Genomic DNA, 26,188 nt, shown 5'->3' on the forward strand with positions numbered 1-26,188 from the left:
GCCTGCTGATCATCGCCGACAAGGGCTACGTCTCCCGCGAACTCGACCACTTCCTCGCCGAGCGCGGGGTCCGGTTGATCCGACCGTCCTACCGCAACCGGACCCCGCATCCCGGCGAGCCGCTGCTCAAGGCCGTCCGCCAGCTGATCGAGTCGGTCAACGACACGTTGAAAGGCCAACTCGACCTGGAACAACACGGCGGGCGCACCATCGAGGGCGTCGGTGTTCGCATCGCCCAACGACTCCTGGCCTTAACGGCCGCCATCTGGCACAACCGCGCCACCGGCCAGCCCGTCACCCGCTCCCTGACCGCCTACGACCACTAACCCCAGTTACGCATTACTCGTCTAGCTCGCTATGCGCGACGAAACCGACACAGTGCGCATCCAGTCGATGGATGTCTGTGTGTCCTTGGGACCACTGGGGTGTCGATGTCGCCCCGAAGGCGGGGTCCGGTTCGAGGCCCCCGGGCTCAACGACGCAGAGTGGTCTCCTGCGCCATGCGCGACAGCTTCTCCGGATTGCGCACGCCGTAGAGCCCGGTGATGAGACCGTCCTCGATGCGCATCGCCATGACGGTGTCGATCTCGCCGTTGAGCCGGAGAATGAGTGCCGGGTAGCCGTTGACCTGTGCCGGCTCGAACGACACCATGCCGGCGACCCTGCCCAGACCGGCGGTCATCAGGCGGGCCACCTTGGAAGCACCCACGACAGGCGCCAACACGGCACGGACGACACCGCCGCCGTCGCCCACGAGGACGACGTCCGGCGCCAGGATGTCGAGCAGGCGTTGCAGGTCCCCCGTCTCGATCGCCCGCTGGAACGCCTCAAGCGCGCCGCGGGCCTCCGCCGGAGACACGACCCCGCGCGGGCGGCGCGCGGCGACGTGCGCCCGCGCGCGATGCGCGATCTGGCGGACCGCCGCCGGGCTCTTCTCGACGGCCTCCGCGATCTCCTCGTAGGCCAGGTCGAACACCTCCCGCAGCACGAACACCGCGCGCTCGGTCGGTGTGAGCGTCTCCAACACGAGCAGCATCGCCATCGAGACGCTGTCGGCCAGCTCCACGTCCTCGGCCACGTCGGGCGCGGTGAGCAGCGGCTCAGGCAACCAGGAGCCGACGTAGGACTCCTTGCGACGGCCGAGCGCGCGCAGCCGGAGAAGCGCCTGGCGGGTGGTGATCCGGACCAGGTAGGCGCGCTGGTCCCGCACGGTGTCGAGGTCGACGCCCGCCCACCGCAGCCAGGTCTCCTGGAGGACGTCCTCCGCGTCGGCGGCCGAGCCGAGCATCTCGTAGGCGACGGTGAACAGCAGGTTGCGGTGGGCGAGGAACGCCGTGGTGGCGGGGTCCGGGCGGTCGTCCTCCGCCGTGCTCTCGCCGCGCTCTCCGGGTGCGGTCCGCGCCGTGCCCACCATGGGTGACTCCTCTTCACTCGACCTGTGTCACCCACAAGACACCAGGTGCCGCCGCTTTGTGACAGCAAGACGCTCATCGATCGTTGTGGTCCGCCTCTCATCCGCGCGACGCCGAGGCGACGCCCGCAGCGGCCGCCTCGGCATCACCGATGTGCCGCCTTCATGTGACGCGCGACACGTGCTGTCACACAGCTCGGCCCGCCGGCATCTCGTGGTCGTCCCGATGAGGCAGCACCAACACCACGAGTGAGGACGAGAACATGGAACCCCGTATCGACCTGTTCGCCCAGGAGACCAGCGCCAAGTTCGGCAAGAGGTTCGCCAACGCGGGCCTGGTGATCGAGCAGTCGACGCTGCCCAGGGCCACCCAGGAGCTCGTCAAGATCCGGGCGAGCCAGATCAACGGCTGTGCCGTCTGCATCGACATGCACACCAAGGAGGCCGCGGCCGCGGGCGAGACGGCGGTCCGGCTCAACCTGGTCGCCGCCTGGCCCGAGGCCACCGTGTTCACCGAGGCCGAGCGCGCCGCGCTGGCGCTCGCGGAGGAGGGGACCCGGCTCGCCGACAGCCACCACGGCGTGTCCGACGAGACCTGGGCACGGGTGCGCGAGCACTACGACGACGAGCAGATCGGCGCGCTGGTCTGCCTGATCGCCCTCATCAACGCGGCCAACCGGATCAACGTGATCGTGCGCAACCCGGCGGGTTCCTACGAGGCCGGCATGTTCGCCCACATGGTGAACTGACCAGCGGCCGTGCCCCGGCCCGGCCCAGGACCACCCGGTCCGGGCCGGGCCAGCCCCGTCCACCCGAAACCGAGAATCATCCGAAGGAGCGCGAAGCCCGTCATACGGGCTCACGCAGCCGCAGCCCTGACGATCAGTCAGGGAACGTCGGTCAGGTGGTCCTGGCCATGGCCGCGAGGCGGCGGGCGAGCTGGGCGGCGGCCTCCCGCAGCTCCGGGGGCTCCAGCACCTCGGCCTCGAAGCCGAGCCGGATCACGTGGACGGCGAGCCAGTCCAGGTCGTCCCCGCCCACGACGAGCACGCACCACCCGTCGCGATCGTCCTCCACGTGCCCCACCTGGGGCGGCACGAGCTCCCGCACCTGCTCGGGCCGCGCGTGCAGCCGGACCCGGGCGACGTACCGGTACGGCGCCTCGGTCACGGAGCGCCGCACGTAGGCGACGGGGTCGGGGTGCTCCCTCACCCGGAAGCGCCAGGTCGTCGCCACGGCGTCGCGCATCCGGTCCAGCCGGAAGGTGCGCCAGTCGTCCCGGTCGACGTCCCAGGCCATCAGGTACCAGCGGCGGCTGGTGGCGACCATCCGCACCGGCTCGACGGTGCGCTCGTGTTCCGCGCCGTCGCGGCCGGTGTACCGGAACCGCACCCGCACGGCGTCGCGGCAGGCCCGCGCGAGGGTCACCAACAGCTCCGCGTCGATCTCGACCCCGGCGCCGACGAGGGTCTCGGTGGCGCCGTGCACCGCCCGCACCTCGGCGCGCAGCCGGGGCGGCATCACCTGGTCGAGCTTCGCCAGCGCCCGCAGCGCCGCCTCACCCGCCCCGGCGACCGTACCCCCGGACGCCAGCCGCAGGGACACCGCCGTCGCGATCGCCTCCTCGTCGTCGAGGAGCAGCGGCGGCAGCCGGGCGCCCGCGCCGAGCTGGTAGCCGCCGCCCACGCCGGCCGCCGCGTGCACGGGGTAGCCGATCGCACGCAGCCGCTCCACGTCGCGGCGCACCGAGCGGTCGGTGACCCCCAGCTCCGCGGCCAGCTCGGAGGCGGTCCAGGACGGCCGTCGTTGCAGCAGCGCCAGCAGCCGCAGCACCCGTTCGGTCGTCGCCTCGACAGTCACGTGCTCATCGTTCCACGGATCGCGGAACGACCCTGTCCGCTATCCGCGAGACGCTGGAGCCGTGAGCGACCAGCCCTGGAACCCCCTGCTCCGAGACCAGATCGCCTGGCACTGGACCCACCAGCTTCGCGACCGGCTCGACGGCCTCACCGACGACGAGTACTTCTGGGAGCCGGTGGCCGGCTGCTGGAGCGTGCGACCGCGCGGCACCGGCACGGCGCCGGTCCGGGTCGGGTCCGGCGCGATGACCATCGACTTCGCGATGCCGCAGCCCGACCCGCCCCCGTTCACGACGATCGCGTGGCGCCTCGGGCACGTGATCGTGGGCGTGCTCGCGGCGCGCAACGCAGCGCACTTCGGCCGCGCGCCCACCGACTACCAGTCGTTCGAGTACGCCGAGACGGCCGGCGACGCGCTGGCCCAGCTCGACGCGGAGTACGCCACGTGGATGGCGGGCGTCGAGTCGCTCGGCGAAACCGGCCTCGCCCGCCCCTGCGGGCCGGCTGAGGGACCGTACGCCGACCATCCCCTGGCCGCGCTGGTGCTGCACGTCAACCGCGAGCTGATCCACCACCTGGCCGAGGTGTGCCTGCTCCGCGACCTCCACCTCCACACCCACCGGAAGACTCAGGAGACGAACTGAGATGGCCCGCCACGTTCAGATCACCATCGACTGCGCCGACCCCGCCAGGCTCGCGGCGTTCTGGGCCGAGGCCCTCGGCTACCAGGTGCAGGGACCGCCGCGGGGCTTCGAGTCGTGGGAGCAGGCTTTGGACGCGATGGGGGTGCCGCCCGAGAACCGCAACGACGCCTCGGCGGTGGTCGACCCCGACGGCTCCGGGCCGCGGCTGTTCTTCCAGCGGGTTCCGGAGCCCAAGCAGGTCAAGAACCGCGTGCACCTCGATGTGCGCGCCGCACCGGGGCTTCAGGGTGACGAGCGGATGGCGGCGCTGGAGGCGGAGGCCGAGCGGCTCGTCTCCCTCGGCGCGACCCGGCTGCGGCGTCACGAGCCCGCTCCCCCGCTCGGCGCCGGTCACCTCGTGATGGCCGACCCCGAGGGCAACGAGTTCTGCCTTGACTGACAGCGCCCTCCCCGCCACCCCGCGGGCCGGTCGGGCCAGCGGAGCGATCCACGGGAGGTCACGCCACGATCGTGTTCACGATGTCCTTCCTCGGTGGGGGCGCACTCGCTCCTCGCCGAGGAAGGACACACCGTGAAGGCAACGGCCGGCCGGCCTGGTCATCGCGTCGCTCCTGGGCGCGGCCGCGCCCACGCACGCGGCCGAACCCGGTTCGTCAGGTCTGGGCGACCCCTACCACCCCGGCGCGGGCAACGGCGGCTACGACGTCAGCCCCTACGACCTGCGCCTGGAGTACGGGCGTGGAACGACTGGCTGACCGGCACCGCCACGATCCGTCCGAAGACGACGCAGGAGTTGTCGTCAGTCAACTTCGGCTTCGCGCTGCCCGTGCGCTCAGCCGGCACGCCGTCGGTCGCCCCGTGGAAACCCATACCCGCCCGGCGTTGCTGGGGTCGTACTTCAGGAACGGCCCGAACTCCTTCCTCCTCGCCCACGAGATGGCGCACCAGTGGCTCGGCAACTCGGTGTCGATGAGGCAGTAGAAGGACATCCGGCTCAACGAGGGCTTCGCCACCCACGTGCAGTGACGGTGGTCGGGCTACCAGGACAAGGGCAGCCCTGAGCAGTTGGCGAACTGGTTCTACCAGCGGTACCCGGCCGACCACGAGATGAGGGAGGCCCATGTCAATGCGGGCACGGAGGAGTTCGTCGCGCTGGTGGAGGAGGTCTCCGGCCGGGAGCTGGGCGAGCTGTTCCAGACGTGGACCTTCAAGCCCGGCAAGTCCGCTTCTCCCCCAGCCGGGCGGACCCTGGGGGTCAAGCGATCGCTGAAGGCCGCAGAGCAGGAGAGCAGAGCAGGAGCCCGGGTCGGTCAAGGAGCTGTACCGCCCCTACTGACCGTGCCGAGGCAGCGAAGAACAGCGGTGGGGTCCACACGATTGTCCTGTGTGGACCCCACATCGCTCCTCTATGGACATTGCCTCACGCCTCTGTGGACTGCGCCCGCTCCCGGAAGGACTCACGCGCCACCGAGACGAGCACGCCCCTGCCGCCGTCGCCTGGCGAAAGCCGAGGGCCGGTCAGGCTTCGACGTAGGTCGCGAGGTGTTCTCCGGTGAGGGTGGAGCGGGCGGCGACGAGGTCGGCGGGCGTGCCCTCGAAGACGATCCGGCCGCCGTCGTGGCCGGCTCCGGGACCGAGGTCGATGATCCAGTCCGCGTGCGCCATCACCGCCTGGTGGTGCTCGATGACGATGACCGACCTGCCGGAGTCGACCAGCCGGTCGAGCAGGCCGAGCAACTGCTCGACGTCGGCGAGGTGCAGACCGCTGGTCGGCTCGTCGAGGACGTAGACGCCGCCCTTCTCGTCCATGTGGGTGGCCAGCTTCAGCCGCTGCCGCTCGCCGCCGGACAGCGTGGTGAGCGGCTGGCCGAGGCTGAGGTAGCCCAGCCCCACGTCGACCATCCGCCGCAGGATCCGGTGGGCCGCCGGCGTGCGGGCCTCGCCGTCGCCGAAGAACTCCTCGGCCTCGGTCACCGACATCGCGAGCACCTCGCTGATGTCGCGGCCGCCCAGGTGGTACTCCAGCACCGACGCCTGGAACCGCTTCCCCTCGCACTCCTCGCAGGGGGCGGCGACGCCGGCCATCATCGCCAGGTCGGTGTAGATGACGCCGGCGCCGTTGCAGGTGGGGCAGGCGCCCTCGGAGTTGGCGCTGAACAGCGCCGGCTTCACGCCGTTGGCCTTGGCGAACGCCTTGCGGATCGGGTCGAGCAGCCCGGTGTAGGTCGCCGGGTTGCTCCGCCGCGAGCCGCGGATCGGGGTCTGGTCGACCGAGACCACCCCGTCCCGCCCCGACACCGAGCCGTGGATCAGCGAGCTCTTGCCCGAGCCCGCCACCCCGGTGACGACGACCAGCACGCCGAGCGGGATGTCGACGTCGACGTCCCGCAGGTTGTGGGTGTTGGCGCCGCGCACCTCCAACACACCCGACGGCGTGCGCACCGACGGCTTCAGGCGGGCGCGGTCGTCCAGGTGCCGCCCGGTGAGGGTGCCGCTGGCCCGCAGCCCCTCGACGGTGCCCTCGAACACGACCTCGCCGCCGGCGGTCCCCGCGCCGGGGCCGAGGTCGACGACGTGGTCGGCGATCGCGATCGCCTCCGGCTTGTGCTCCACGACCAGCACGGTGTTGCCCTTGTCCCGCAGCCGCAGCAGCAGGTCGTTCATCCGCTGGACGTCGTGCGGGTGCAGCCCGACGGTCGGCTCGTCGAAGACGTAGGTGACGTCGGTCAGCGACGACCCGAGGTGGCGGATCATCTTGACGCGCTGCGCCTCGCCGCCGGACAGCGTGCCCGACGGCCGGTCGAGGCTGAGGTAGCCGAGCCCGATCTCGTCGAACGAGTCGAGGGTCCGCCGCAGCGCGGCGAGCAGCGGGGCCACCGACGGCTCGTCGAGGTCGCGGACCCAGTCGGCGAGGTCGCGGATCTCCATCGCGCAGGCGTCGGCGATGCTGATCCCCCTGATCTTCGACGACCGCGCCGCCTCGCTGAGCCGGGTGCCGTCGCACTCGGGGCACGTGGCGAAGGTGACCGCCCGCTCCACGAACGCGCGGACGTGCGGCTGGAGGGAGTCGACGTCCTTGGACAGCATCGACTTCCTGATCCTGGGGATCAGGCCCTCGTAGGTGAGGTTGACCCCGTCGACCTTGATCTTGGTCGGCTCCCTGTGGAGCAGGTCGTGCAGCTCCCTCTTGGTGAACTCGCGGATCGGCTTGTCCGGATCGAAGAACCCGCAGCCGGTGAAGATGCGGCCGTACCAGCCGTCCATGCTGTAGCCGGGGATCGTGAGCGCGCCCTCGTTGAGCGACTTGGAGTCGTCGTACAGCGCGGACAGGTCGATGTCGTTGACCGAGCCCCGGCCCTCGCAGCGCGGGCACATGCCGCCGGTGCGGCTGAAGGTCGCCTTGACCGCCTTCTTCGCGCCGCGCTCGACCGTGATCGCGCCGCTCGCCCTGACCGAGGGGACGTTGAACGCGTACGCGCCGGGCGGGCCGATGTGCGGCTGCCCGAGCCGGCTGAAGAGGATGCGCAGCATCGCGTTGGCGTCGGTGACGGTGCCGACGGTCGAGCGGGGGTCGGCGCCCAGCCGCTGCTGGTCGACGATGATCGCGGTCGTCAGCCCTTCGAGCACGTCGACCTCGGGCCGCGCCAGCGTCGGCATGAAGCCCTGGACGAAGGCGCTGTAGGTCTCGTTGATCAGCCGCTGCGACTCCGCGGCGACCGTGTCGAAGACCAGCGAGCTCTTGCCCGAGCCGGACACGCCGGTGAACACCGTCAGCCGGCGCTTCGGGATCTCGACGCTGACGTCCTTGAGGTTGTTCACGCGCGCGCCGTGCACGCGGATCAGGTCGTGGGTGTCGGCGACGCGCGGCGTCAGCGGCTGCGGGTCCATCCTCATGCTCTCGCTCATCGTGGCTGTGACTCCAGTCGTGGGGCTCCGGCCGCCCTCGCGGCCTGCGGCGGCCCGGCCGGGTGGCCGCCGACACCGCGCGCCGGCACCTTCACGGCGCCGACGGCGCGGGTCGTCGCGGCGTTGGTCGGACGGATCAGCGCAGCTCCTGGATGCGGATCAGGTTGCCGGCCGGGTCGCGGAAGGCGCAGTCGCGCACGCCGTACGGCTGCTCGGTCGGCTCCTGGACGACCTCAGCGCCGCTGGCCTCCAGCCGCTCGAACGTGCCGTCGAGGTCCTTCGTGGCCAGGTTGATGGCGGCGTACGTGCCCTTGGCCATCATCTCGGCGATGGTGCGGCGCTCCTCGTCGGTGATGCCGGGGGTCGCGGCCGGCGGGTGGAGGACGATGGACGTGCCGGGCTGGTTGACGGGGCCGACCGTGATCCAGCGCATCCCCTGGTACGCGACCTCGTTGCGCACCTCGAAGCCGAGGGTGTCGCGGTAGAAGGCCAGGGCGGCGTCCGCGTCGTCGTGCGGGAGGAAGGTCTGGTGAATGGTGAGGTCCATGGCGGTCACGCTATGTCCCGCCCGTCGACCGCGCTTCTCGATTCCTGATCGGCCTGGTCACCTGTTTCGCGACGCAGGCCGGCATTCCTTCCGTGGCGCGCGCCGCCTGCTGCCGGTAGACGCTCGGCGGCACACCGACCAGCTCGGTGAAGCGGGTGCTGAAGGTGCCCAGCGAGGAGCAACCGACCGCGAAACAGATCTCGGTGACGCTGAGGTCGCCCCGGCGCAGCAACGCCATCGCGCGTTCGATGCGCCGCGTCATCAGATAGGAATACGGTGACTCACCGTATGCGAGCCGAAACTGTCGGCTGAGGTGCCCGGCCGACATGTTCACACCGCGGGCGAGCGCCTCGACGTTCAGCGGCTGCGCGTACTCCCGGTCGATCCGGTCGCGGACGCGGCGCAGGAGAGCGAGGTCGCGCAGGTTCTGCGCGGCGGCGGTTCTGCTGGTCACCTGCGAAATCGTGCCACATCACGGTGACGGGCGGCCGGTGCTGACCGGGGTCCCTGGGCGTCTGGGGTCGCAGCAGCCAGGAGGCCGGCGAGCCGCTGGGGCGAGGTGGGCGCGAGAACCGACTGGGGACGATTCACGAGCGCCTTCCTGACCGTCACGGTTCGGACCGTCACATCGTGGTTTCGAGTAGCGCGAAGGAAAATCCGCGCGACATTTGGGTCAATACTCCGGACGGATGTGGGCTCGGAGCGAACACCGAAGACAAGGCCTTTAAGATCATCTCCAAATACCGCCGAAACGAGGGGAACAAAGGATTTCACGAGAACGAGACGCCTTCCTGTCGCCGTCGCCGCGCTCACCTTCGCCGTCAGCGCCTGCACGAGCGCAGCGGAAACACCCTCAGCAGCACCAGCAAAGACCACTCCGACCACCCCGGTCCCTTCGACGAGCGCCTCGAAGCCTCCGGAAGAGCCTTACCTGACCGTGACTCCCATGTTGGAGCTGAACGAGAACACGGCCCGCCCCGGCACCACGGTGAAGTTCGGCGAGCAGGCGGTCATCCCGTACTACAGCCGCTACGCGAAGGGACTGCTCGGAGTCTCGGTCACCGTCGACACGGCGCCGGCCAAGGAAGCCGAGATCGGCAAGCTGCCGCTGAAGGACGAGGACAAGGAGAAAATCCGAGGTAAGACGTTCTTCTTCGTCCACAAGAAGCTGACGAACGTCGAGGGCGCCAACCTCACCGGAATCCAGGCTCCTTCGCTGCACGCCACCACCAGGAGCGACGGTTTCCCCGGATGGGTGCTCGCGATCGGCCGCTCGGTCGACGCCACGGGCCGCCAGAAGCAGACGTTCGCGCCCCCGAGTTTCTCGGCGAAGGGCGCGGAGTACAAGACATGTGAGCTGATGTTCGGGACCGCGTCGGACCCGATCGTCTCGTTCTCGTTCTCGTACTCGAAGGCTCCCTACGAGGACTCCTCTTCGCGCTCGGTCACCTGGCGCAGGTAGCGAGGGCAGGCTGCCCGCGTTCTGGATTGGTGTGGTCTCCGCGCGACGGCGTCCGCGAGCGAGCGCGGACGGACGCTGGTGCGCTCGACGGCGGCGCTGACCGTCGCCACTCCGACGAGCCCAGGGGTCGATCCTCCTCCGTGAGAGAAGTCCGTGAGAGAAGGAGGACCGACCCCGGAGCATCACCGCCTGGGACGAGGACGGGCCGCGCTCAGGGCGCGACCAGTGGTTCGGCCTCGTAGGCGCGGTGGAGCAGCTCCACGAACGACGACGCCTCGGGCAGGGACACCGAACCGATGCGGCGCACGGCCACCCCGGGCGTCCAGGAGTTCATGACCACGGCCCCGGCCAGCGCGGGCAGGTCGTCGGGGGTGACCTCCCGCACGCGCTGGGGAACGCCGAGGCGGTCCAACTGCCGACGGAGGATGGACATCGTGCTCCCGATGAGCATCTCCGCCTCGGGCCACACCACCGCCGTGCCGTCCCAGAAGGCCAGGTTCCAGATCGTCGCCTCGCTCAGCCGCCCACGGCGGTCAAGGAAGGCGGCGTCGTCGAAACCCTGGCCGACGGCCTGGCGGAGGAAGTAGGTCTTGGCGGACTCGCCGACGTGCTTCACCGCCGGCAGGAACCGCTCGTGCTCCACCGTGGCGAGCGCGAGCGGCCCGTCGGGGCCGGACGAGGGCGGGCCGGTGCGGACCAGCACCTCGGGTTCCGCCCCCTCCCCGGTCGCGGTGAACTCCCCCGCCGGCGAGTACACCGTGGCCCGCAGAGACATGTCGGCCGGCCCCGCCTCCACCGCCGCGCGCAGGTGGGCGCGCACCCGGTCGTCGGGCAGGGCCTGTCCGAACAGCTCCAGCGAGGCGACCCGCAGCCGCTCCAGGTGGATGTCCAGCCCCCGGACCCGGCCCCCGCGCACCTGGAGGGCCGTGAAGTGGGCGTAGCCGGCGAAGGCGAGTGGTGTCAGGTCCTCGACGGACGCTGGCCGGCCATTGCGGTGAACGACGAACGAGGTCATGTCGCCACCGTAGAATCTCACATCGATGTGAGATTCAACCGCGGATGAGGGAGATCACGGTGAGGATCGGGGAGCTGGCCCGCAGGACCGGTGTGAGTCCGCGCCTGCTGCGCTACTACGAGGAGCAGGGCCTGCTCACGTCGCACCGCGTGGGCGCCGGCCACCGTCGTTATGACGACGACGCTCCCGCCGTGGTCTCGCACATCAGGACACTGCTGGCCGCCGGCCTGCCGACCAGCGTCATCCGCGAGGTGCTGCCCTGCGTGGAGGGTCCCGGCCCCGAACTGGAGCACTGCGCGGCGGGGATCCTGCGGGACCAGCTCAGGACCCTCGACGACAAGATCAGCACGCTCCAGCACGCCCGGTCCGCGCTCGCCGACCTCCTCGCCGACACCGCCTCGCGCCGACCGGCCGACGCCAACGCCTGATCGCCGAGTGCTCGGCATGCTCGGCATGCTCGGCCGCGCGAGGCTGTCGCCGCGTCGCGGAGCGAAGGTCGCCCCGCGACGGACTTGGCTCCACCAGGCCAAAGGCCCGCTCGCGCGACGGGAGGGAGCGTCGTCGCGCGAGCGGGCCAGGTCGGGATGGGCCGGGCGGGTCGAGGTTCGCGCGGCCCCGCTGATCACCGGAGTCAGACGCCGGCGATCGACTGGATCCAGGACCGGTACTGCGTCACGTTGGTGTACGCGGTGGTGGTCTGCCGGTCGCTGGTGGAGGCCACGCCGACCTGCACGCCGTTGGCCATCATCGGGCCGCCGGAGTCACCACCGGCCGTGATGCCGTTGCCGCGACGGGCACAGATGGCCGAGCCACCGTAGGCGTCGGTGCAGCCGCCCGTCACCGTCACGTTGGCGACCTTCAGGTACCGCGACTGGCAGTTGATCTCCGAGCCGCACTGGGACGTGGCACCCCAGCCGTAGACCTGCACGGACTGGCCCGCCGAGACCGAGCCGGGCGAGCCCAGCCGGGCGTAGGTCGCCGACACCGAACGGTCGAGCCGGACCAGCGAGAGGTCCGACGAGTGGTTGTGGACCTGCACGCCGTTGGCGACCGTGCCGCCGCTGGTCTGGTCGAGGCTGCCGATGCGGAACGAGAGATTGCCGCCGCTCACACAGTGCTTCGCGGTCAGGATCCACGTCGGCGCGATGATCGTCGCGGTACAGGTCTGCCGGCCGTTGGAGAACAGTCGCGCCGCCCACGGAGCGTTGCTCGCCTGCCCACCGCCGATGATGAACGGCGTGGCGCCGCCCTCCGCCTCGGGCGCCGCCGCCGACGCGGTCGGGGCCATGGCGAGGACGGTGAACAACGCGGCTGCGAGCGCAGGGATCAACCTGGTGATTCGCACGGTTCCTCGATTCCGAAGACACGCGATTTCTCGCGTACAGGGGGTGTCTTGGGACACGAGGTTCTTACCACTCGATCGAGTGAAAAGGGATATATCACATCGTCATAACGCGGACGCGGTGTTCGCCGGACGGACGGCGTGGACCCCTGTCGTCGTCGCCCCAGTCACCCTGACGCTCAGCCCGTCCGCCCAGCTCAGCGGCGTGCTCCCCCGCCCCGGACCGCGCGGACTCCCCCGCGCGCGCCCAATCCTTGAGACGAACGGCAGCACGCCCCTGCGAACGAAAGGCATAGGTAGGCGCTAATAGTCAGTCATCCCTACTTCTGCGCATGCCCCGACTTGTCGGACATGGCAAGGGAGCGAGGCGTGGCGAGGCCCCGGTCGGCGACCGCCCCCCGATCGCCATTGGTAGGGGCGGTCACCGTTGACGATCCGTTGTCGTCGACCACGCAGTCATGTGCCGCTGGCGGACAGTCAGCCGCCGTAGTACTCGGCGAGGGCGGTGAAGGCGGCCTTGGGTTCCCAGGGCATGTCGGGGTAGGTGTCCCCGAGGCGGTTGACGAGGACTCTGACGATGCCGGGGCTGGCCAGATCCAGGTCGTCGCGCGGGTCGCCGTCGGGGCGATGAGGGAAGTTGTGGAGCGCGAACAGGAACACGAAGGCGCTGTCCACCCCTTCCGCGTCGAAGATCTCCAGCAGCTCGCGCACGTAGGCGGCCTGGCCGGCCTCGTCGCGGACGTACTCGCCGTCCAGCCGAGCCGGAACGCCGGTGTCCCCGTCGTACTCGACGATCTCCATGCACCGGGCGCCATGATCGCCCGCGCCGCGGTAGGCGCAGGTGCCGAACTCGGTGATCGCGACCGGCTTCCCCAGCGCGACGAGAGAGCGGACGCCCTCACGGAACTGGTCGGCGACCTCGGCCGAGCGGTAGAGATCCACTCCCACGATGTCGAAGGGCTCCCAGTCGACGCGCTCCAGCGGGATCGCGGCGTAGGTGACCCTGCCGCCGAACCGTTCGCGGACGAGCGACACGGCCCTGCCGAGGAAGTCGTTCACGCGTCCGCTCGCCTCGCCGACCAGCTTGCGCAGGCGTTCCTGGTCCCGGTGTCCGAGCAACACGTCGAGGCGGTCCTCCTGGGTGTCGCCGGGCAGGAAACCCCTGTTCATCAGGCTCAGCTCGGCGCCGGTGACGAAGACGACCTCGGCTCCCCGCCGCCGCACCCGCTCCGCCCGCTCGGCGCAGTCGGCGAACAGCGAGAGCATCTCGTCGGCGGTCAGTTCGAGCGGGTAGGGCGAGAACCAGACCTCCATGCCGAGGTCGGCGGCGCAGGTCGCGGCCACCTCCAGCCGCTCCGGATCGCCGCCGATGACGCGCACGGCCGTGCAGTGCAGGTCGTCGCGGATGATGGCCAGCTCCCGCCTGACCACGTCGGGGTCGAAGTGCTCACGGGAGCTTCCTCCGGTGCCGAGGAGGCCGGTGTCGTAGGTGATTCCCCTGGCTCGCACGGGCCACGTCCTTCCTGTCGGGGTGTGGGAGCCCGAGGCTAGAAGCAAAAAGTGCGTGCACGCAAGTTTGCGTGCACGCACCCAAACTGGGATGCTGGGACGGTGACGACGAGGCGGACGGGACTGCGCGAGCAGAAGAAGCGAGCCACCAGGGAGGCGCTGCGCGAGGCGGCACTGCGACTCGCGCTGGAACGCGGGCCGGACAACGTGCGCGTCGACGACATCGCCGAGGCCGCCGGCGTCTCGCCGAGGACCTACAACAACTACTTCTCCAGTCGGGAACAGGCGATCGTCGCCGCCGTCACCGCCGAGCGGGAGTCCCGGGTCGCCGAGGCGGTGGCGGCCCAGCCCGACCAGGTCCGCCTCGCCGACGCCGTGGTCGACGCGATCGTGGAGCAGTACACCGATCCGGGCGAGCCTCACCGCGACGCGATGCTGCTGATCACCACCCGGCCCGCGCTGCGCGAGGCGTTCCTCGACACCGCCGCCGCGATCGAACACCCTCTCGCCGACGCGATCTCCCAGCGCCTCGGCGACTCCGGCCCGCACACCGCGCGGGTGCTCGCGGCGAGCGTGGCCGCCGCGGTTCGCGTCGCACTCGAACAATGGGTGCGCCCCGTCTCCACGTCACCTGCCGCCAGTGGGCTCGTCGTGCCGTCCGGCTCACTGCCCGACCTGATCCGCAGCACGCTCGCGCCACTCACACCCGCGCTCGACGCCGCCGAAGAACGAGCGCGACGCGGTCAACCCGACAGTGTCTAAAGTGGACGATCTGCCGCGACGCCCTCGCGTGTCTCGGCGAATCCGGAAAGCACTGCCACGAGCACGCCACGTTGTTGACTGTCCACTGTTCACACTCCGCGCTGCCGACGCCGTCGCCGAGCGACGCGTTCAGCGTGTTGACCTGGAGTGCGCTCCAACCCGTAGCGTCGCGGCCACCGGCTCCCGCAAAACCACAGGAGGCAGCGGCATGATCAACGTCCCCACCCGGCACCTCGGCGAACTGGCGGTCTCCGCGCAGGGGCTGGGCTGCATGGGCATGAGCCACGCCTACGGGGCCGCCGACGACGAGCAGTCGATCGCGACGCTGCACCGCGCCCTCGACCTCGGGGTGACCCTCCTGGACACCGCCGACTTCTACGGCGCGGGGCGGAACGAGGAGCTGGTCGGGCGGGCCATCGCCGGGCGCCGCGACGAGGTCGTGCTGGCCACCAAGTTCGGCTTGGTCAACCGGCTGGGCGAGCCCACCGTCATCCGGGGCGACGCCGCGTACGTGCGGCAGGCGTGCGAGGCGTCGCTGCGCCGACTCGGCGTCGACCACATCGACCTCTACTACCAGCACCGGGTCGACCCTCGGGTGCCGATCGAGGAGACCGTCGGCGCCATGGCCGAACTGGTGCGCGAGGGGAAGGTCCGCCACCTCGGCCTGTCCGAGGCCAGCGCGGCCGCCCTCCGACGCGCGCACGCCGTGCACCCGATCGCCGCGCTCCAGAGCGAGTGGTCCCTGTGGACCCGCGACCTGGAGGCGGAGATCCTTCCGGTCTGCCGCGAGCTGGGCATCGGGCTGGTCCCCTTCTCCCCGCTCGGGCGCGGATTCCTGACCGGCCGGTACAGGTCGGTGGAGGCGCTGGCCGAGACCGACATGCGACGGAACCAGCCGCGGTTCGCCGAGGGCAACCTCGAACGGAACCTGGCGATCGTGGCGCGGCTGGACGAGCTGGCCGCGGCGAAGGGCGTCACCCCAGGGCAGCTCGCCCTGGCCTGGGTGCAGCACCGCGGCGAGGACGTGGTGCCGATCCCCGGCACCCGGCGGCAGCGGTACCTGGAGGAGAACCTCGCGGCCCTGACCATCGAGCTGTCCGCCGAGGACCTCGCCGCCATCGAGGCCGCCGTCCCGCCCGAGCAGGTCGCGGGCACCCGCTACGACGCAGCCAGCCTCACCTTCGTCAACGGCTGACACCAGCCCGGCCATCTGGATCACCAGGTCGAGATCCCGCCCGGCAGGTGGTCGCACTGAGTGCGCCACCTGCCGGTTCGGCCAGGACCAGCCAGCTCTTCCACGTCGACGCACCCTCCCGTGTTCTGGCCGTCGCCCTGCTCGTGCGAGACGCAGAGAATCAAGGCCAGCGCCAACAACGTGGTGCTTGACCACAGCCACGCCCCACCCGTGCACCGCCTACCGGCTGCCGGACGGACGGCGGGTGTTCTTCAAGCAGATCCGGCCCGTGCGACTGCCCGTCACGTGCGCAGGGTGTCGGTTCAACAACAGCACCGACTGTCAGGAAGGCTTCTACGGCGTGCGGCTCTACTACGACCGCACCGGCCGCTACCAAGTCGGCGTGTGCATCCAGCGCATGGACCTGTGCATGCCGCTGGACGAGATCGTGACCAGCCCGAAGCCCGCCGAGATCCTCGCCCTGCGCGAAGCGGAGTACCAGCGGCTCACTGCCCGCCTCTGCGGATAACGTCCACCGCTGATCACCTTCCGGAAGGAGCCCGGTAGTGCCCATCGAGCACGAAGCCAAGATCCTCGACATCGACCCCGACGCCATGGAACGGCTGATCCTGGACAAGGGCGGTCAGAAGCTCGGTGAACGGTTCATGCGGCGCTACGTCTACGACCTCACCCCCGGCGACCAGTCCAAGTGGATCAGGCTGCGCGACACCGGCGACGAGGTCACCCTGACCGTCAAGGAAATCGCCAGCGACGCCATCGACGGCACCCACGAGACCGAAGTGACCGTGAGCGACTTCGACGCGACCAACGCCCTGCTCGGCGTGCTCGGGTTCACCGCGAAGTCGTACCAGGAGACCAAGCGCACGAGCTTCCTGCTCGACGGCGCGCAGGTCGAGATCGACACCTGGCCCCGGATCCCTCCGTACCTGGAGATCGAAGCCGGATCCAAGGACGAGGTGATCAGGGTCGCCGGACTGCTCGGCTATGCCGAGACCGACTTGACCGGCGAGAACACGATCAAGGTCTACGCCCGCTACGGCATCGACCTCAACACGATCCCCGAACTGCGCTTCTGACCCTCGCCACTCGATGCCTTGCCGGACCCTGGTGACCGGTGTTCTCTCTCAAGGATGGTCCACTTCGGACTCCCGAGGGTTGCGACGCCGAGACGACATCCTTTTCACACCATGGGAGAGGGGCAAGGACCTCAGGAGGTCGGCAGGACCATCCTCAAGGTGAGCGACTGAGGCCCGCTACTCCTGAACGGCGATGCCCGCAACCCATTTTTGCTGTTCAGCCCCTGGTTATCCACAGGGGCGCGAGTTGTCCACAGGCCAGTGATGTCGCCTTGGTCGGGGGGCAGAGCCTGGATAGGCTGGAGCAGGGCTCGCCCCCAGGGCGGGTGGGGGCTGACCACAGGGAAGGGCCGGGCAGGTCGCCGGTCAGCGCGGACCGAGGTCGAAGGTGTAGGTTCCGGTCTTCCCCGCGTCGGACCACACCGCGAGCAGGTAGCGCCTGCCCGGTTCGACAGCGCCCAGCGCGATGTCCCAGCAGGGGTTGCTCGGCGTGTAGGCATGGGGCGCGGGGCCGTCCTCCACCAACGCGACGACGATCCCCTGGCATGGGCTTCCGTTGGCCAGGCGCACGGTCGTCGGGCTGTCCGGCTGGAACGCGTACAGGTCCACGCGGCCGGACACGTCGAGCCGCCCGGAGATGCGGTCGCCGAGTTTCGCGGTGAGCCGCCGGTCCTTGCCGGTGACGACCCGGAACCCGAACGGCCCGGTGGCGCCGCTCCTGCGCGTGACCTCCAATCGGTAGGGGGCGGAGGGCCTGACCCGGTACTGGTAGGCGCTCGTCACCGTGAACCCCGGCGCGTCGCCGGCGACGGGGCCGGCGAGGTCGACGTCCAGGCCCTGTTCGGCCCCGGTCACGTCATGGAGCCGGAACACCGTGGCGCCGCCCAGGTCGAGGTCGTAACGCACGACCTGGCCCGGTCGGTCGATCCGTCCGACCACGACGTCGCCGTCGCGCAGCCTCCTGTCCGTGCCGGTCACCAGGGCCCCCTCGGGGCCGCGTCGGCGAGGGCGAACCGCGCTTCCCCGGTGAGGCCGACGTCGAGGGTGCACGCGTCGAGCGTCACCTCGTCGGTGATCCCCAGTCGGCGGCACAGCGCCTCCGCCGACGCGCGGTTCGGCAGGTCCTCCGCCCGCACCTCCCGTTCGGGGAGGGCGCGGTCGGTGAACGTCTCGGTGCTGGTGCCCGGTTCGTAGGTGAACAGCGAACTGGTGGCGGTCACCCGCCAGGCGTCGGCGAAGGCGCGGTGGAGCGGCTCGAATGCGGGTGGTTGGGCCAGCGGGCCGGAGCCGGGGATGTCCAGGTCGTCCTCGGGCCTGCCGTTGAAGTTGCCGAGCAGCCCCCGCACCGCGCCGCGCCGTGGCGCCGCGAGGCTCATCTCCACCACCAGTCCCCACGTTCCATGTCGAGGGGTTGACAGGAGCGGCGCGGAGACATAGTCAGAGCGCCCCACCTATCTCGGTCAAGAGGAGCAGAATGTTCAGTCCTATGAGGACGGCGCTTGTACTGCTACGCCCAAGTCCGCGAAGTCTCCTCAGGAGACGAGCAGCAGGGCGGTACTGATCGTCAGCGGACTTATATCAGGTGACGCGTGTCGGCACCTGGTTTCTGACGAGAAAGTCTCGTATAGCATCAATACGGTATTCGGGTGCTGCGAGAATGAGGAGTCTGCGCGCTCGGGTAACCGCGACATAGAGGACGCGAAGCTCCTCTTGCGCCTCGGCGCTTGTGGCGCTTCCGGTTATCCACCCGTCGATCAACTCATTGTCGGACAGGAGCACGCATACGGCGTCAGCTTCGTCGCCTTTTGCTTGGTGCACGGTGGTGAGACGCGCAGCGGATTGCCGTTGTTGCTGCTGCCCGACGGAAGCAACCTTCCCGCGCAGCAGACCCTTTCCCCGGCTTGGTGCGGCACCCACTGGCGGCCGCCAGCCCTTCAGGCGGGCGTTCACCTCGCCTGCCCATTCCCTGGAGGGCTCAGGGAGTGCCTGCAGGAAGGCGTAGGCGTGGCGGCGAAGCACGGCAGGTGACAAGCCGACCGCACGACAGATCCGCGTGACGCTGCCTACCTGCCCCGGATACCAGTAGCCTAGAAGAACTTGTTCTGCCAGCAGGCACGCCTGCTCGAGCTCGGTCACCTTCGTCGAACTCGACTGGAGGCACTGGTGAGCACGAGCGAGCCGGGTAATCGTGTTGCTGTCCGGCTCACCACGACGGAGCGCTGGCGGGAGGAGGGCATGTTTCCGCGCCAGTACGAGCACAGATGGGTTCGGGTTCTCTGGCTCACGGTGATGATCAGCCAGCCCGAGGACCAGGTCAAGGAGGTCTTGTCCAGTGCTGCTGTGTGTCGTCTTCCCAGCCTTGCCGAACTTGGTGGGGATGAGGTGGACCGCGGGTCCGCTGCTGCGCACCACACTGATATCCGGCCGGCGGTTACTGGTACGGAGGGTCGCAGCTAGCGCACAGATCGGAGGTGCGCTGCGCCGGTTACCTGTCAGGGTGATCCGGGTGCCGAAAGTGCCCCGAAAGCTGAGCAGTCGGGCAGGATCTGCTTGTCTCCAGCCGTAAATCGCTTGGTCAGGGTCAGCGACGACTACGAGGGGAATGCCGTTGATTCTGAGTTCGTCGAGGATAGCAAGATCGGTGATCGAGCAGTCCTGCGCCTCGTCGACGATCACCTCAGTAAAGCGTGAGCGCAGCGGAACGACGGTGCCAACGGGATCGGTGCGCACATTGCGCAAGGCCTCGAGACGAGCCTCGTGGCCGGTGAAGTATCCGCGTTCGCGCCACTGGTCTCGACACTCAAGTACAGCCTGCTTCCACCGAGCCCACGAGTACATCGACTTGGACACGGCTGTGGCGGCGCTGCTGTTTTCGCGTGGCGCGGCGACGTCTTCACGCTCAGTGTCAGGATCGAAGGTAAAGGTGAAGGCGGACAGGGCAATGGTTCCCTTGCCCAAGGCAACCTTGGCCTTGGGCAGCTGTGCCCAGGACTCCAGCAGCTGCGCTGATTGCGGCGTCTGGAGATGAGGGGAGACGAGGAACTGCCATATGAACCCATCTAGAGTACCGATGTAGTGAGGGAACTGAGCCAGGTCGGGTCGCCCTTCGGTGATGCATCTGGTCTTCATCTGGTCCCGCGCCGTACGCGTGAACGACACCAAGGCCCGTCCACCGCGGAGCGAGCCCGTGGGTCGTTGCAAATGGCGGGAGACGATCACATGCGTCTTGCCGGCGCCGGGGCAGGCTTGCACGAACACCGGAGCGTCAGCGACAACCGCTTGCTGCTGTTGGGTTTGCGCATGTTCGATGTCCTGACTCACTCTGTCGGCACCTGTTCGCCAGCGGCCGCGATGTACTCGATCGCGTCTCGTAGGTATTGGGGGATGTTGAAGGGGCGGTGCGGCTGCTGGGTGAGGATGTCTGCCAGTTCCTGCGCAAAATAGGGCTTGGACACCTTTGTTCCCTTCGCCGGCTTGCCATCTTCATCAGGGTTCTTGTCTGGATCGAACAGACCCCAGAATGCGCGTGACGGGTCGTCGGATTCCAGAACCGCGTCCCAGCGGTGCTGTGACTGTGGATGGCAGGCGAGAAAGGCATCCCGCAGAACGTCCTCGTTGCCGGGTTGCCATAGTTGTGGTTCGAGTGAGCGCGCACCGGCGAAGATTCCGAGTCGTTCCCGCCCGTGCCGTTCAACTTCCACATCGTAGTTGAGAACCCTTTGCGGGTTGCCCTCCTCTGTGGCCTGATCGGTGTCGGTGATCAATGCGATGCGCTGGGCGATGCGCGCGTCGCCCACGGGTGTCAGCAAAAGCTTCAGGTAGGTCGGGAACCCGACGCCGTCCACCAGGAGCATGGTGGTGCCGTGGAAGCGTTCCAGCGCGAGGCGGGCGATGCGTGCGTCTTCCGGTTTCGCCCCATCAGGCGCGGCAAGAACCCGCTCGGCGAGCGCAGGGAGCAGCAAGGCTTCCGACAGGCCCTCAACGAGGATTGCCCGTGGTGCGTACAGCAGTGCATTTCGCGTCACGTCGAGAAGGCGATCGATCTGCCGGATTTCCTTGTCTGTCAAGCCCAGGGCACTGACGGCGATCGCTCGCCCTTCCCACCGTCGCGTGTCCGTGTTGCGGCGCCGCGTCATCACGACGATGTCGCGGACGCTAACCGCGGCGGACAGCACAGGCGAGTGTGTGGTCACCACAACCTGGAGATGCCCAGCCGGAGCGACAGGGTTCCCTGGCGCGCCGCCGTCCTCCTGAACCGGGAGCCGGGAGTCACGGGCTCGTTGCTGGAGGTGTCGCAACAGGAGTGTCTGCAGTTGGGGGTGCAGATGGGCTTCCGGTTCTTCAACCAGCAGGACGGTCAGGTCAGTATCTTTCAACGCGCGCAGCTCGGCCAGGACGGTGGCGATGTACAAGGCGTTCGCATAGCCCAAACCCGACGAACTGAGTGGCCCCAGGACTCCAGACGCGTCGCCCAGCATCATCTGCAGGGTACGAGCAATCGAGGCCAGGCTGGGGTCCGTGATCTGAAACCCCGCTTCTTGCGGATGGGCGCCGGCGGTGAACTCCTCCAGCGGTTGGTTGATCTCCTTTTGCAACCGGATGATGACGTCGTTGTCGATGATGCCGTTGAGCGCCTCCTGGGCCTGGTCGAGAAACACTGCCGTAGCATCTGGCCCTCCCAGCAGCCCACTGAGGATCGCGCGGATCCTCCCGGCAGAAGAGCCACCCAGATCATGTACGGCATCTCGCAACGGCTTGAGATACACGTGCCGGATTCCGCCGCGCAGAGCAGGATCCGCGCAAGGGATGTCTGCACCCCGAAACCATCCCGTCGTGCCGCGTCGCTGCCCCTCAGCAGACCGCTGATACTCCAGACCCCAACGCGCCTGGAACATGCCGGGTGAGTTAGGAGCGGGCACCCTTCCCTCGATGTAGGTTCCCGACTGTCCACTCGCGATATCCGCGAGGGTGACGCTAAGACGGGTAGCGATTTCCCCGGCGGTGACCTCGGCATCGGTTGGCCATGGAATTCGGCCGTTTCCCAACGGCTCGGTCAGCACTCGCAAAGCATCCACCACGGTACTCTTGCCAGCGTTGTTTTCCCCTGCCAGCACAGTGAGGTCAGGCCGAAGCGTGACAGTAACGTCACGGCATGACCGGTAGTTACTCGCGTGTACCTGCGAGATGTGCATGTCCCACCTTCGTTACAGGTGACTTGGTGTGAGTAGACATCCGGACGACTCGTCGGATCGTCATCGGGTTTCGCGAAACGGAGAGTGATAATGCCCTGATACGGCACCAGCCGCAGCATGGGCCGACCGGAACGCAGACCCAGAAGCTCCTCGACCTGTTCGGCCGGCCAGCCGAGTTCGGCGACAAGTCCTGTGTGGGACGCCCCGATACTGGGTCACCAGCTCGCAGGCTCGGGCCAACAGCACCGGTTTCTCGACGGGGTAGCGCGCGATCGGCTCACCAGCGAACAAGTTCTGCGCTCTCAACTGGTTGAGCCGTTGATGGGCGCGGTTGGCTGTGGTCGCCGAAACAGGTCCAGCTCGCAACAGCGATGCGAGAACGACTTCATCGGCGCACGGCACACGGTCAACAGGCGCGCTAGCACTGTGAAGTCCACGTGTGCACCGAAACGCGGTCCCGTGACGCTTCGCACGATTCTGCTCAACCCATCACCCAGAGCTTCATCGACCGCGCCGCAACGTCGCTGGCGCCCGCCCGCGTGTGTGCGTTAGGGAGCACGGCGGGGATCCGCTCGCACAAGACGTCGACGCGCTCACCGAAGGCGTCAAACGTCCGACCGGACCGTCGTCCAGATCTCATGTCATCGCTCCCGCTCGCCTCGACGCCCGCTGGTTCAGCGCTGTCCGACATCGACCGCTTAGGACTTTAGTTGATCGACGAGTTCTTTCAACCCGTGCGTGGCGTGCCGCATCTCCTAGGCACTGCTGACTGTTCTGCATCTACCAGGAGGGACAGGACTCTAGGTGCTGTTCGGGAACGTTGGTGACAGGCTGACACGCGGTTGATGATGGTGATCAAGGTGAGGACCTGCGGGTTCGGTGTGGACCACCACAACCCGCACCGCAACCCGGGAGGTCCTCGACGGTCCACCGCAATGCCCCGTTGACCCCGACGTGCCCGCTGCGTCCGGCGCGGTGTGTCGTGGAGCGGGGTTGGCCGCTGCGGCGGGCGGCGGAACGGTTCCGGGTCTCGCACGCGACCGTGGTCCGCTGGGCCAACCGCTCTCGGTCCGTGGGTGGGGCGGCGGTGGTCGATCGCTCGGGCCGTCCGCACCACAGCCCCGGCCGGACACCGACTGGGGTCGAGGAGCGGATCGTGCGACCGCGGCGGGAACACGAGAGCGCCTCCGCTGCGTGTCGCCGCCCGGGTCCCGGTCGCCGTCTCGACCGTGCACCAGGTCCTACGCCGCCATGGCCTGCCGCCGCTGGCCGCGTGTGAGGTGTTCCACCGCGGAACCGATCCGCCGCGACGAACGCAACCGGCCGGGCGAGCTGGTCCATGTCGAGGTGACGAAACGGGGCCGCATCCCCGTCGGCGGCGGCCACGAGGTTCTCGGGCGTGCGGCCGGCCGGGCCAACCAGGAACGCGCCCAGGGCGGTGGCTCCGTGTTCCTGCACGCCGCGCTGGATGACGTGGTTCAACACCCACGGCATCGTCATCGAGCGGGTGCTCATCGACAACGCCTGGCCCTACGCCCACGACATCTGGCGCGACACCTGCGACCACCTCGGCATCCCACGGCGCTTCACCGGCCCGTGGCACCCGGAAACGAACGGCGAAGGAGAGCGGTTCCACCGCGCCCTGCTCGATGAATGGGCCTACGCCCGCCCTACCGCACCAAGGCCGAACGACGAGCCGAGCTACCACGGTGGCTGCACACCTACAGTCACCACCGCGGCCACACCACACTCGCAGGCCAACCGGCCTGCCAGCCGCGTTCCTCACCTCTCGGGTCAATACACCTAGGGCCGTGGGTAATGGCGCCGCTCCCACTCCTGGAGGTTCTCGGCTCCCTCCCGGACGAAGGGGGTGAACACCGCGAGGCTCAGGAGCAGCCGGTTGACGATGTTGGCGGGGAAGCGCAGTGGCTTGACAAAGTCGACGAACAACACGACCCGGATCTCCTGGGAGTGGTTCCAGGCCTCGTGTTCGTAGGCGTCGTCGAAGATGAGGACCCTGCCCTCCTCCCAGTGACGGACGGCGTCGCCGACGCGGATGGCCACCTTGTCCCGCTCCCGGGGCACCACGAGGCCGAGGTGCAGGCGCAGCACCCCGTTGTAGGCGCCCCGGTGCGGAGGCAGGTGCTTGCCCGGCTCGAAGATCGAGAACGTCGCCGACCGGAAACCGGGGATGCGGCGGACGGCCCGCCAGGTGCGCGGGCAGCGGGCGATGTTGCGGGACGAGACGACCCCGTAGCCGCCGAGCGGGAACACCTTCCAGGCGTCGTCCCTGGTGATCGTGCGGACGTCGGCGAGGATGTCCTGGAACGCGGGCAGCCTCTCGCGGTCGGCGAGGACCGCGTCCAGCTCGGCGCGGATGGCCGGCCACTCCCGCTCCAGGTCCCGCGCCCACGGGAAGAGCGCCGTGTCGTACACCGTCCGGTTGCCCAGTTTCGCGCGGGCGACGTTGAGGCGTTCCACCGCCGCGACGACCCGCATCAACGCCCGGTTCCAGAGGGTCGGCCGTCCCATCGGGGCGACGCCGGGGGTGGCGAAGGCCTGTTCGGCCCCGGCGTCGCCCTCGTCCCGGTGCGGAGGACTCATGCTCGCCTCCCTGATCACGCGCTGCGGTCCCGTCGTCGTGTCCGCCCTCCGTCAGAGATCATGCGCTCGGGCGCGGCGTTCGTGTGCCCACAGGGGACCGCGGCCACTTGATGGGGTGAAGCGCGGAGTCGTGGCCGTGGCGCGAACGGGGCCTGGCCTCGCGGCCGCCCTCCCCGTGGATCGGGAACCTCGTGACGGAGGCCGCGGCGAACGTCACCGCTTCGGCATCTCGGCCTCCCGCACGTCGTGGAGGTGGATGAGGACGTCGAAGGAGCGGGCGATCGCGCTCATGCCGGGTTCAGAGGGGTACTGCGTGCCGATGTTGCGTGTCGGCCGTGTGACGTGGAGCCAGGCGCGCGCGGCGGCCGGGGCGGTGCGGACGTCGAGGTAGTAGTCCCGGTGGTGGACCTGGTCGAGGGTGTGCTCGTTGGTTCCAGGCTCGGCCGACCCGACCGTGAACTTCTTCCACTCGCCCCCGAGGGCCTGGTCCTTGGACAGGAAGGAGCCCCGGTAGAAGGTGAAGCCGATGGGGAGGTACCCGCGGCCCATGGTGTCGCGCAGGAACGATCCCTGCGTCTTCGGGTACATCTCGGGTTCGCTGGAGACGTAGGCCACGTGGTCGTTGTGGGCCGAGAGAAGCATCTTGTGGCCGGTGCGCTGCTGCCACCAGGTGACGTTCTGGGCCATGACCTCGTCCCGGAAGCGCTGCGCGGAGGCCACCGACTGAGGATCGTTGACGTCGACGGCCAGGAAGCGCGCGGTCTGGGCGATGGACCGGGCGTGCTGCTCGGTCCATTCGAACGCGTCCCCGCCGGCGTTCTTCTGGCCGCTGACCAGTTTCAGGGCCTGTTGCGCGTTGGCGGCGAGTCGCTGCCGCTCCGCAAGCGGCTTGCGGATGTAGACGTAGACGTCATCGATGGGCCGCAGGCCGGTGTAGAGCTCGTTGAGGCGCGCCAGCGACTCCGGGTGGTTCCGCCGCACGTAGTCGGTCACCCGGGCGAAGAACGCGTCGTCGAGGCTGGGAGCGGCGATGTCGTCGCCCATGAAGTGCACGGCGCGGCCGGGGTGGCGGCGGTTGTGGTCCCGCATCCACTCGACGAGGCTGACGAACTCCTCGCGGTCCCACGGGGAGTTGGCCAGCGCCTCCCTGGTGATCTGCCGGGCGTCGCCCCTGCCGGTCTGGAGGTACTCGTCAATCCGGAGACCGGCGGGCCAGCCCATCTCCAGGGCGAAGGTGGTGAACCCCTTCTCCTCCACGAGGTAGCGGAACAACCGCTCCTTCATCGCGAAGAACTCGTGGGAGCCGTGGGTGGCCTCTCCGAGGCCGACCACCCTGGCGTCGCCGATCATCGCCCCCATGGCCCTGAGGTCGGCGGTGTTCCCGCCGGGCTCGGTCGAGCGCAGCGGGCGGGCCGCCCGCGCCAGCGCCCGCACCGGGTCCCGCCACCCGCCGGCCGCCTCGGTCGGCCCCGCTGGCCCGGGCGTCCCCGGTGGCGTCGGCGGGGCCGCCTGGGCCGTCACGGGGGCGAGGGCAGCTCCCGTCGCGATCACCGACGCCACGAGCAGTCCCCTGCGGCTGATGCGTTTCCTGTCCCCGGCCATGCCGTCACTCCCTCTGTCGTCGTGCGACCGGGGACAATCGTCATCTGGGACTCTCCTGCCGC

Annotated in this window: 25 protein-coding genes and 1 pseudogene; 12 read left to right on the forward strand and 14 right to left on the reverse strand. The window is 69.1% G+C overall.

Annotation, left to right across the window (positions count from 1 at the left end; genetic code table 11):
* Positions 1 to 326 (forward strand): transposase (locus LX15_RS14630; RefSeq protein WP_301304616.1); only part of this gene is annotated, 326 nt, incomplete at its 5' end.
* 146 nt (positions 327 to 472) lie between these two features.
* Here the strand turns inward: LX15_RS14630 and LX15_RS14635 are convergent.
* Positions 473 to 1,414: an RNA polymerase sigma-70 factor gene (locus LX15_RS14635; RefSeq protein ID WP_253670128.1), complete on the reverse strand. Its 942-nt coding sequence runs from the start codon at positions 1,412 to 1,414 to the stop codon at positions 473 to 475.
* A gap of 260 nt (positions 1,415 to 1,674) precedes the next feature.
* Here LX15_RS14635 and LX15_RS14640 point away from each other — a divergent pair, with 260 nt between their 5' ends.
* The gene (locus tag LX15_RS14640; RefSeq protein ID WP_253670129.1) at positions 1,675 to 2,160 is read left to right on the forward strand and encodes a carboxymuconolactone decarboxylase family protein; all 486 of its coding nucleotides are present in this window, start codon (positions 1,675 to 1,677) and stop codon (positions 2,158 to 2,160) included.
* Between the two features lie 151 nt (positions 2,161 to 2,311).
* Here the strand turns inward: LX15_RS14640 and LX15_RS14645 are convergent, their stop codons facing one another.
* The gene (locus LX15_RS14645) at positions 2,312 to 3,271 is read right to left on the reverse strand and encodes a helix-turn-helix transcriptional regulator (RefSeq protein ID WP_253670130.1); all 960 of its coding nucleotides are present in this window, start codon (positions 3,269 to 3,271) and stop codon (positions 2,312 to 2,314) included.
* Positions 3,272 to 3,332: 61 nt separating this feature from the next.
* Between LX15_RS14645 and LX15_RS14650 the strand changes: the two genes are divergently transcribed.
* From LX15_RS14650 to LX15_RS32490, 3 genes are all read left to right on the forward strand, one after another.
* Positions 3,333 to 3,914: a DinB family protein gene (locus LX15_RS14650; protein WP_253670131.1), complete on the forward strand. Its 582-nt coding sequence runs from the start codon at positions 3,333 to 3,335 to the stop codon at positions 3,912 to 3,914.
* A 1-nt stretch (position 3,915) separates the two neighbouring features.
* Positions 3,916 to 4,353: a VOC family protein gene (locus LX15_RS14655; protein ID WP_253670132.1), complete on the forward strand. Its 438-nt coding sequence runs from the start codon at positions 3,916 to 3,918 to the stop codon at positions 4,351 to 4,353.
* 419 nt (positions 4,354 to 4,772) lie between these two features.
* Positions 4,773 to 4,895, forward strand: coding sequence for a hypothetical protein (locus LX15_RS32490; protein ID WP_301304617.1), 123 nt, complete (start codon positions 4,773 to 4,775; stop codon positions 4,893 to 4,895).
* Between the two features lie 537 nt (positions 4,896 to 5,432).
* On the opposite strand, the gene LX15_RS14660 is transcribed toward LX15_RS32490, so the two are convergent.
* The 3 genes from LX15_RS14660 to LX15_RS14670 all read right to left on the reverse strand — a co-directional run bounded on the left by LX15_RS14660 (position 5,433) and on the right by LX15_RS14670 (position 8,821).
* On the reverse strand, positions 5,433 to 7,820 hold the full coding sequence (locus LX15_RS14660; RefSeq protein ID WP_253670133.1) for an ATP-binding cassette domain-containing protein: 2,388 nt from the start codon (positions 7,818 to 7,820) through the stop codon (positions 5,433 to 5,435).
* Positions 7,821 to 7,956: 136 nt separating this feature from the next.
* Positions 7,957 to 8,367: a VOC family protein gene (locus LX15_RS14665; RefSeq protein ID WP_253670134.1), complete on the reverse strand. Its 411-nt coding sequence runs from the start codon at positions 8,365 to 8,367 to the stop codon at positions 7,957 to 7,959.
* Between the two features lie 10 nt (positions 8,368 to 8,377).
* Positions 8,378 to 8,821, reverse strand: a complete 444-nt coding sequence (locus tag LX15_RS14670; RefSeq protein ID WP_253670135.1) for a helix-turn-helix transcriptional regulator — start codon at positions 8,819 to 8,821, stop codon at positions 8,378 to 8,380.
* 492 nt (positions 8,822 to 9,313) lie between these two features.
* Between LX15_RS14670 and LX15_RS14675 the strand changes: the two genes are divergently transcribed.
* Positions 9,314 to 9,829 (forward strand): hypothetical protein, encoded by a 516-nt coding sequence (locus LX15_RS14675; RefSeq protein WP_253670136.1) that lies wholly within the window; start codon positions 9,314 to 9,316, stop codon positions 9,827 to 9,829.
* A gap of 211 nt (positions 9,830 to 10,040) precedes the next feature.
* On the opposite strand, the gene LX15_RS14680 is transcribed toward LX15_RS14675, so the two are convergent.
* Positions 10,041 to 10,844, reverse strand: a complete 804-nt coding sequence (locus tag LX15_RS14680; RefSeq protein ID WP_253670137.1) for an aminotransferase class IV family protein — start codon at positions 10,842 to 10,844, stop codon at positions 10,041 to 10,043.
* Between the two features lie 59 nt (positions 10,845 to 10,903).
* On the opposite strand from LX15_RS14680, the gene LX15_RS14685 reads away from it, so the two are divergent.
* The gene (locus LX15_RS14685; protein WP_253670138.1) at positions 10,904 to 11,272 is read left to right on the forward strand and encodes a MerR family transcriptional regulator; all 369 of its coding nucleotides are present in this window, start codon (positions 10,904 to 10,906) and stop codon (positions 11,270 to 11,272) included.
* Between the two features lie 203 nt (positions 11,273 to 11,475).
* Here LX15_RS14685 and LX15_RS14690 read toward each other — a convergent pair whose 3' ends face one another.
* Together LX15_RS14690 and LX15_RS14695 are read right to left on the reverse strand one after the other, a co-directional pair.
* Positions 11,476 to 12,189 carry a S1 family peptidase gene (locus LX15_RS14690; RefSeq protein ID WP_372502722.1) on the reverse strand — a complete coding sequence of 238 codons (714 nt, stop codon included), beginning with the start codon at positions 12,187 to 12,189 and terminating at the stop codon, positions 11,476 to 11,478.
* Positions 12,190 to 12,663: 474 nt separating this feature from the next.
* Complete coding sequence (locus LX15_RS14695) at positions 12,664 to 13,695, reverse strand: glycoside hydrolase family 113 protein (protein WP_253670139.1); 1,032 nt, start codon at positions 13,693 to 13,695, stop codon at positions 12,664 to 12,666.
* A gap of 102 nt (positions 13,696 to 13,797) precedes the next feature.
* Between LX15_RS14695 and LX15_RS14700 the strand changes: the two genes are divergently transcribed.
* The 4 genes from LX15_RS14700 to LX15_RS14715 all read left to right on the forward strand — a co-directional run bounded on the left by LX15_RS14700 (position 13,798) and on the right by LX15_RS14715 (position 16,728).
* The gene (locus LX15_RS14700) at positions 13,798 to 14,457 is read left to right on the forward strand and encodes a TetR/AcrR family transcriptional regulator (RefSeq protein WP_253670140.1); all 660 of its coding nucleotides are present in this window, start codon (positions 13,798 to 13,800) and stop codon (positions 14,455 to 14,457) included.
* A gap of 208 nt (positions 14,458 to 14,665) precedes the next feature.
* Positions 14,666 to 15,652, forward strand: coding sequence for an aldo/keto reductase (locus LX15_RS14705; protein WP_253670141.1), 987 nt, complete (start codon positions 14,666 to 14,668; stop codon positions 15,650 to 15,652).
* Between the two features lie 187 nt (positions 15,653 to 15,839).
* Complete coding sequence (locus tag LX15_RS14710; RefSeq protein WP_253670142.1) at positions 15,840 to 16,160, forward strand: hypothetical protein; 321 nt, start codon at positions 15,840 to 15,842, stop codon at positions 16,158 to 16,160.
* A gap of 37 nt (positions 16,161 to 16,197) precedes the next feature.
* Positions 16,198 to 16,728 (forward strand): class IV adenylate cyclase, encoded by a 531-nt coding sequence (locus tag LX15_RS14715; RefSeq protein ID WP_253670143.1) that lies wholly within the window; start codon positions 16,198 to 16,200, stop codon positions 16,726 to 16,728.
* A 366-nt stretch (positions 16,729 to 17,094) separates the two neighbouring features.
* On the opposite strand, the gene LX15_RS14720 is transcribed toward LX15_RS14715, so the two are convergent.
* From LX15_RS14720 to LX15_RS14735, 4 genes are all read right to left on the reverse strand, one after another.
* Complete coding sequence (locus LX15_RS14720) at positions 17,095 to 17,706, reverse strand: hypothetical protein (RefSeq protein WP_253670144.1); 612 nt, start codon at positions 17,704 to 17,706, stop codon at positions 17,095 to 17,097.
* Complete coding sequence (locus LX15_RS14725) at positions 17,703 to 18,113, reverse strand: hypothetical protein (protein ID WP_253670145.1); 411 nt, start codon at positions 18,111 to 18,113, stop codon at positions 17,703 to 17,705. Before LX15_RS14725 ends, LX15_RS14720 begins: the two co-directional genes overlap by 4 nt.
* 193 nt (positions 18,114 to 18,306) lie before the next feature.
* The gene (locus LX15_RS33125) at positions 18,307 to 20,049 is read right to left on the reverse strand and encodes a UvrD-helicase domain-containing protein (protein ID WP_253670146.1); all 1,743 of its coding nucleotides are present in this window, start codon (positions 20,047 to 20,049) and stop codon (positions 18,307 to 18,309) included.
* Positions 20,046 to 21,920, reverse strand: coding sequence for an ATP-dependent nuclease (locus LX15_RS14735; protein ID WP_253670147.1), 1,875 nt, complete (start codon positions 21,918 to 21,920; stop codon positions 20,046 to 20,048). The genes LX15_RS33125 and LX15_RS14735 overlap by 4 nt, the downstream gene beginning before the upstream one ends.
* 868 nt (positions 21,921 to 22,788) lie before the next feature.
* Between LX15_RS14735 and LX15_RS14740 the strand changes: the two are divergent.
* Positions 22,789 to 23,727, forward strand: a pseudogene (locus LX15_RS14740) (integrase core domain-containing protein).
* On the opposite strand, the gene LX15_RS14745 reads toward LX15_RS14740, so the two are convergent.
* Positions 23,724 to 24,524, reverse strand: coding sequence for an aspartyl/asparaginyl beta-hydroxylase domain-containing protein (locus tag LX15_RS14745; protein WP_253670148.1), 801 nt, complete (start codon positions 24,522 to 24,524; stop codon positions 23,724 to 23,726). The pseudogene LX15_RS14740 and the gene LX15_RS14745 overlap by 4 nt on opposite strands.
* 213 nt (positions 24,525 to 24,737) lie before the next feature.
* On the reverse strand, positions 24,738 to 26,126 hold the full coding sequence (locus tag LX15_RS14750) for an erythromycin esterase family protein (protein WP_253670149.1): 1,389 nt from the start codon (positions 26,124 to 26,126) through the stop codon (positions 24,738 to 24,740).
* Positions 26,127 to 26,188 lie beyond the last annotated feature (62 nt).

It is taken from the genome of Streptoalloteichus tenebrarius (assembly GCF_024171885.1).
In the GTDB taxonomy this organism is placed as follows: domain Bacteria; phylum Actinomycetota; class Actinomycetes; order Mycobacteriales; family Pseudonocardiaceae; genus Streptoalloteichus; species Streptoalloteichus tenebrarius.

What these genes read in the sequence shown, in the direction of transcription:
- LX15_RS14635 (WP_253670128.1), bottom strand. Translation starts at nt 1,414, where the DNA reads ATGGTGGGCACGGCGCGGACCGCACCCGGAGAGCGCGGCGAGAGCACG.
- LX15_RS14640 (WP_253670129.1), top strand. Translation starts at nt 1,675, where the DNA reads ATGGAACCCCGTATCGACCTGTTCGCCCAGGAGACCAGCGCCAAGTTC.
- LX15_RS14655 (WP_253670132.1), top strand. Translation starts at nt 3,916, where the DNA reads ATGGCCCGCCACGTTCAGATCACCATCGACTGCGCCGACCCCGCCAGG.
- LX15_RS14660 (WP_253670133.1), bottom strand. Translation starts at nt 7,820, where the DNA reads ATGAGCGAGAGCATGAGGATGGACCCGCAGCCGCTGACGCCGCGCGTC.
- LX15_RS14665 (WP_253670134.1), bottom strand. Translation starts at nt 8,367, where the DNA reads ATGGACCTCACCATTCACCAGACCTTCCTCCCGCACGACGACGCGGAC.
- LX15_RS14675 (WP_253670136.1), top strand. Translation starts at nt 9,314, where the DNA reads ATGTTGGAGCTGAACGAGAACACGGCCCGCCCCGGCACCACGGTGAAG.
- LX15_RS14680 (WP_253670137.1), bottom strand. Translation starts at nt 10,844, where the DNA reads ATGACCTCGTTCGTCGTTCACCGCAATGGCCGGCCAGCGTCCGTCGAG.
- LX15_RS14705 (WP_253670141.1), top strand. Translation starts at nt 14,666, where the DNA reads ATGATCAACGTCCCCACCCGGCACCTCGGCGAACTGGCGGTCTCCGCG.
- LX15_RS14735 (WP_253670147.1), bottom strand. Translation starts at nt 21,920, where the DNA reads ATGCACATCTCGCAGGTACACGCGAGTAACTACCGGTCATGCCGTGAC.
- LX15_RS14745 (WP_253670148.1), bottom strand. Translation starts at nt 24,524, where the DNA reads ATGAGTCCTCCGCACCGGGACGAGGGCGACGCCGGGGCCGAACAGGCC.
- LX15_RS14750 (WP_253670149.1), bottom strand. Translation starts at nt 26,126, where the DNA reads ATGGCCGGGGACAGGAAACGCATCAGCCGCAGGGGACTGCTCGTGGCG.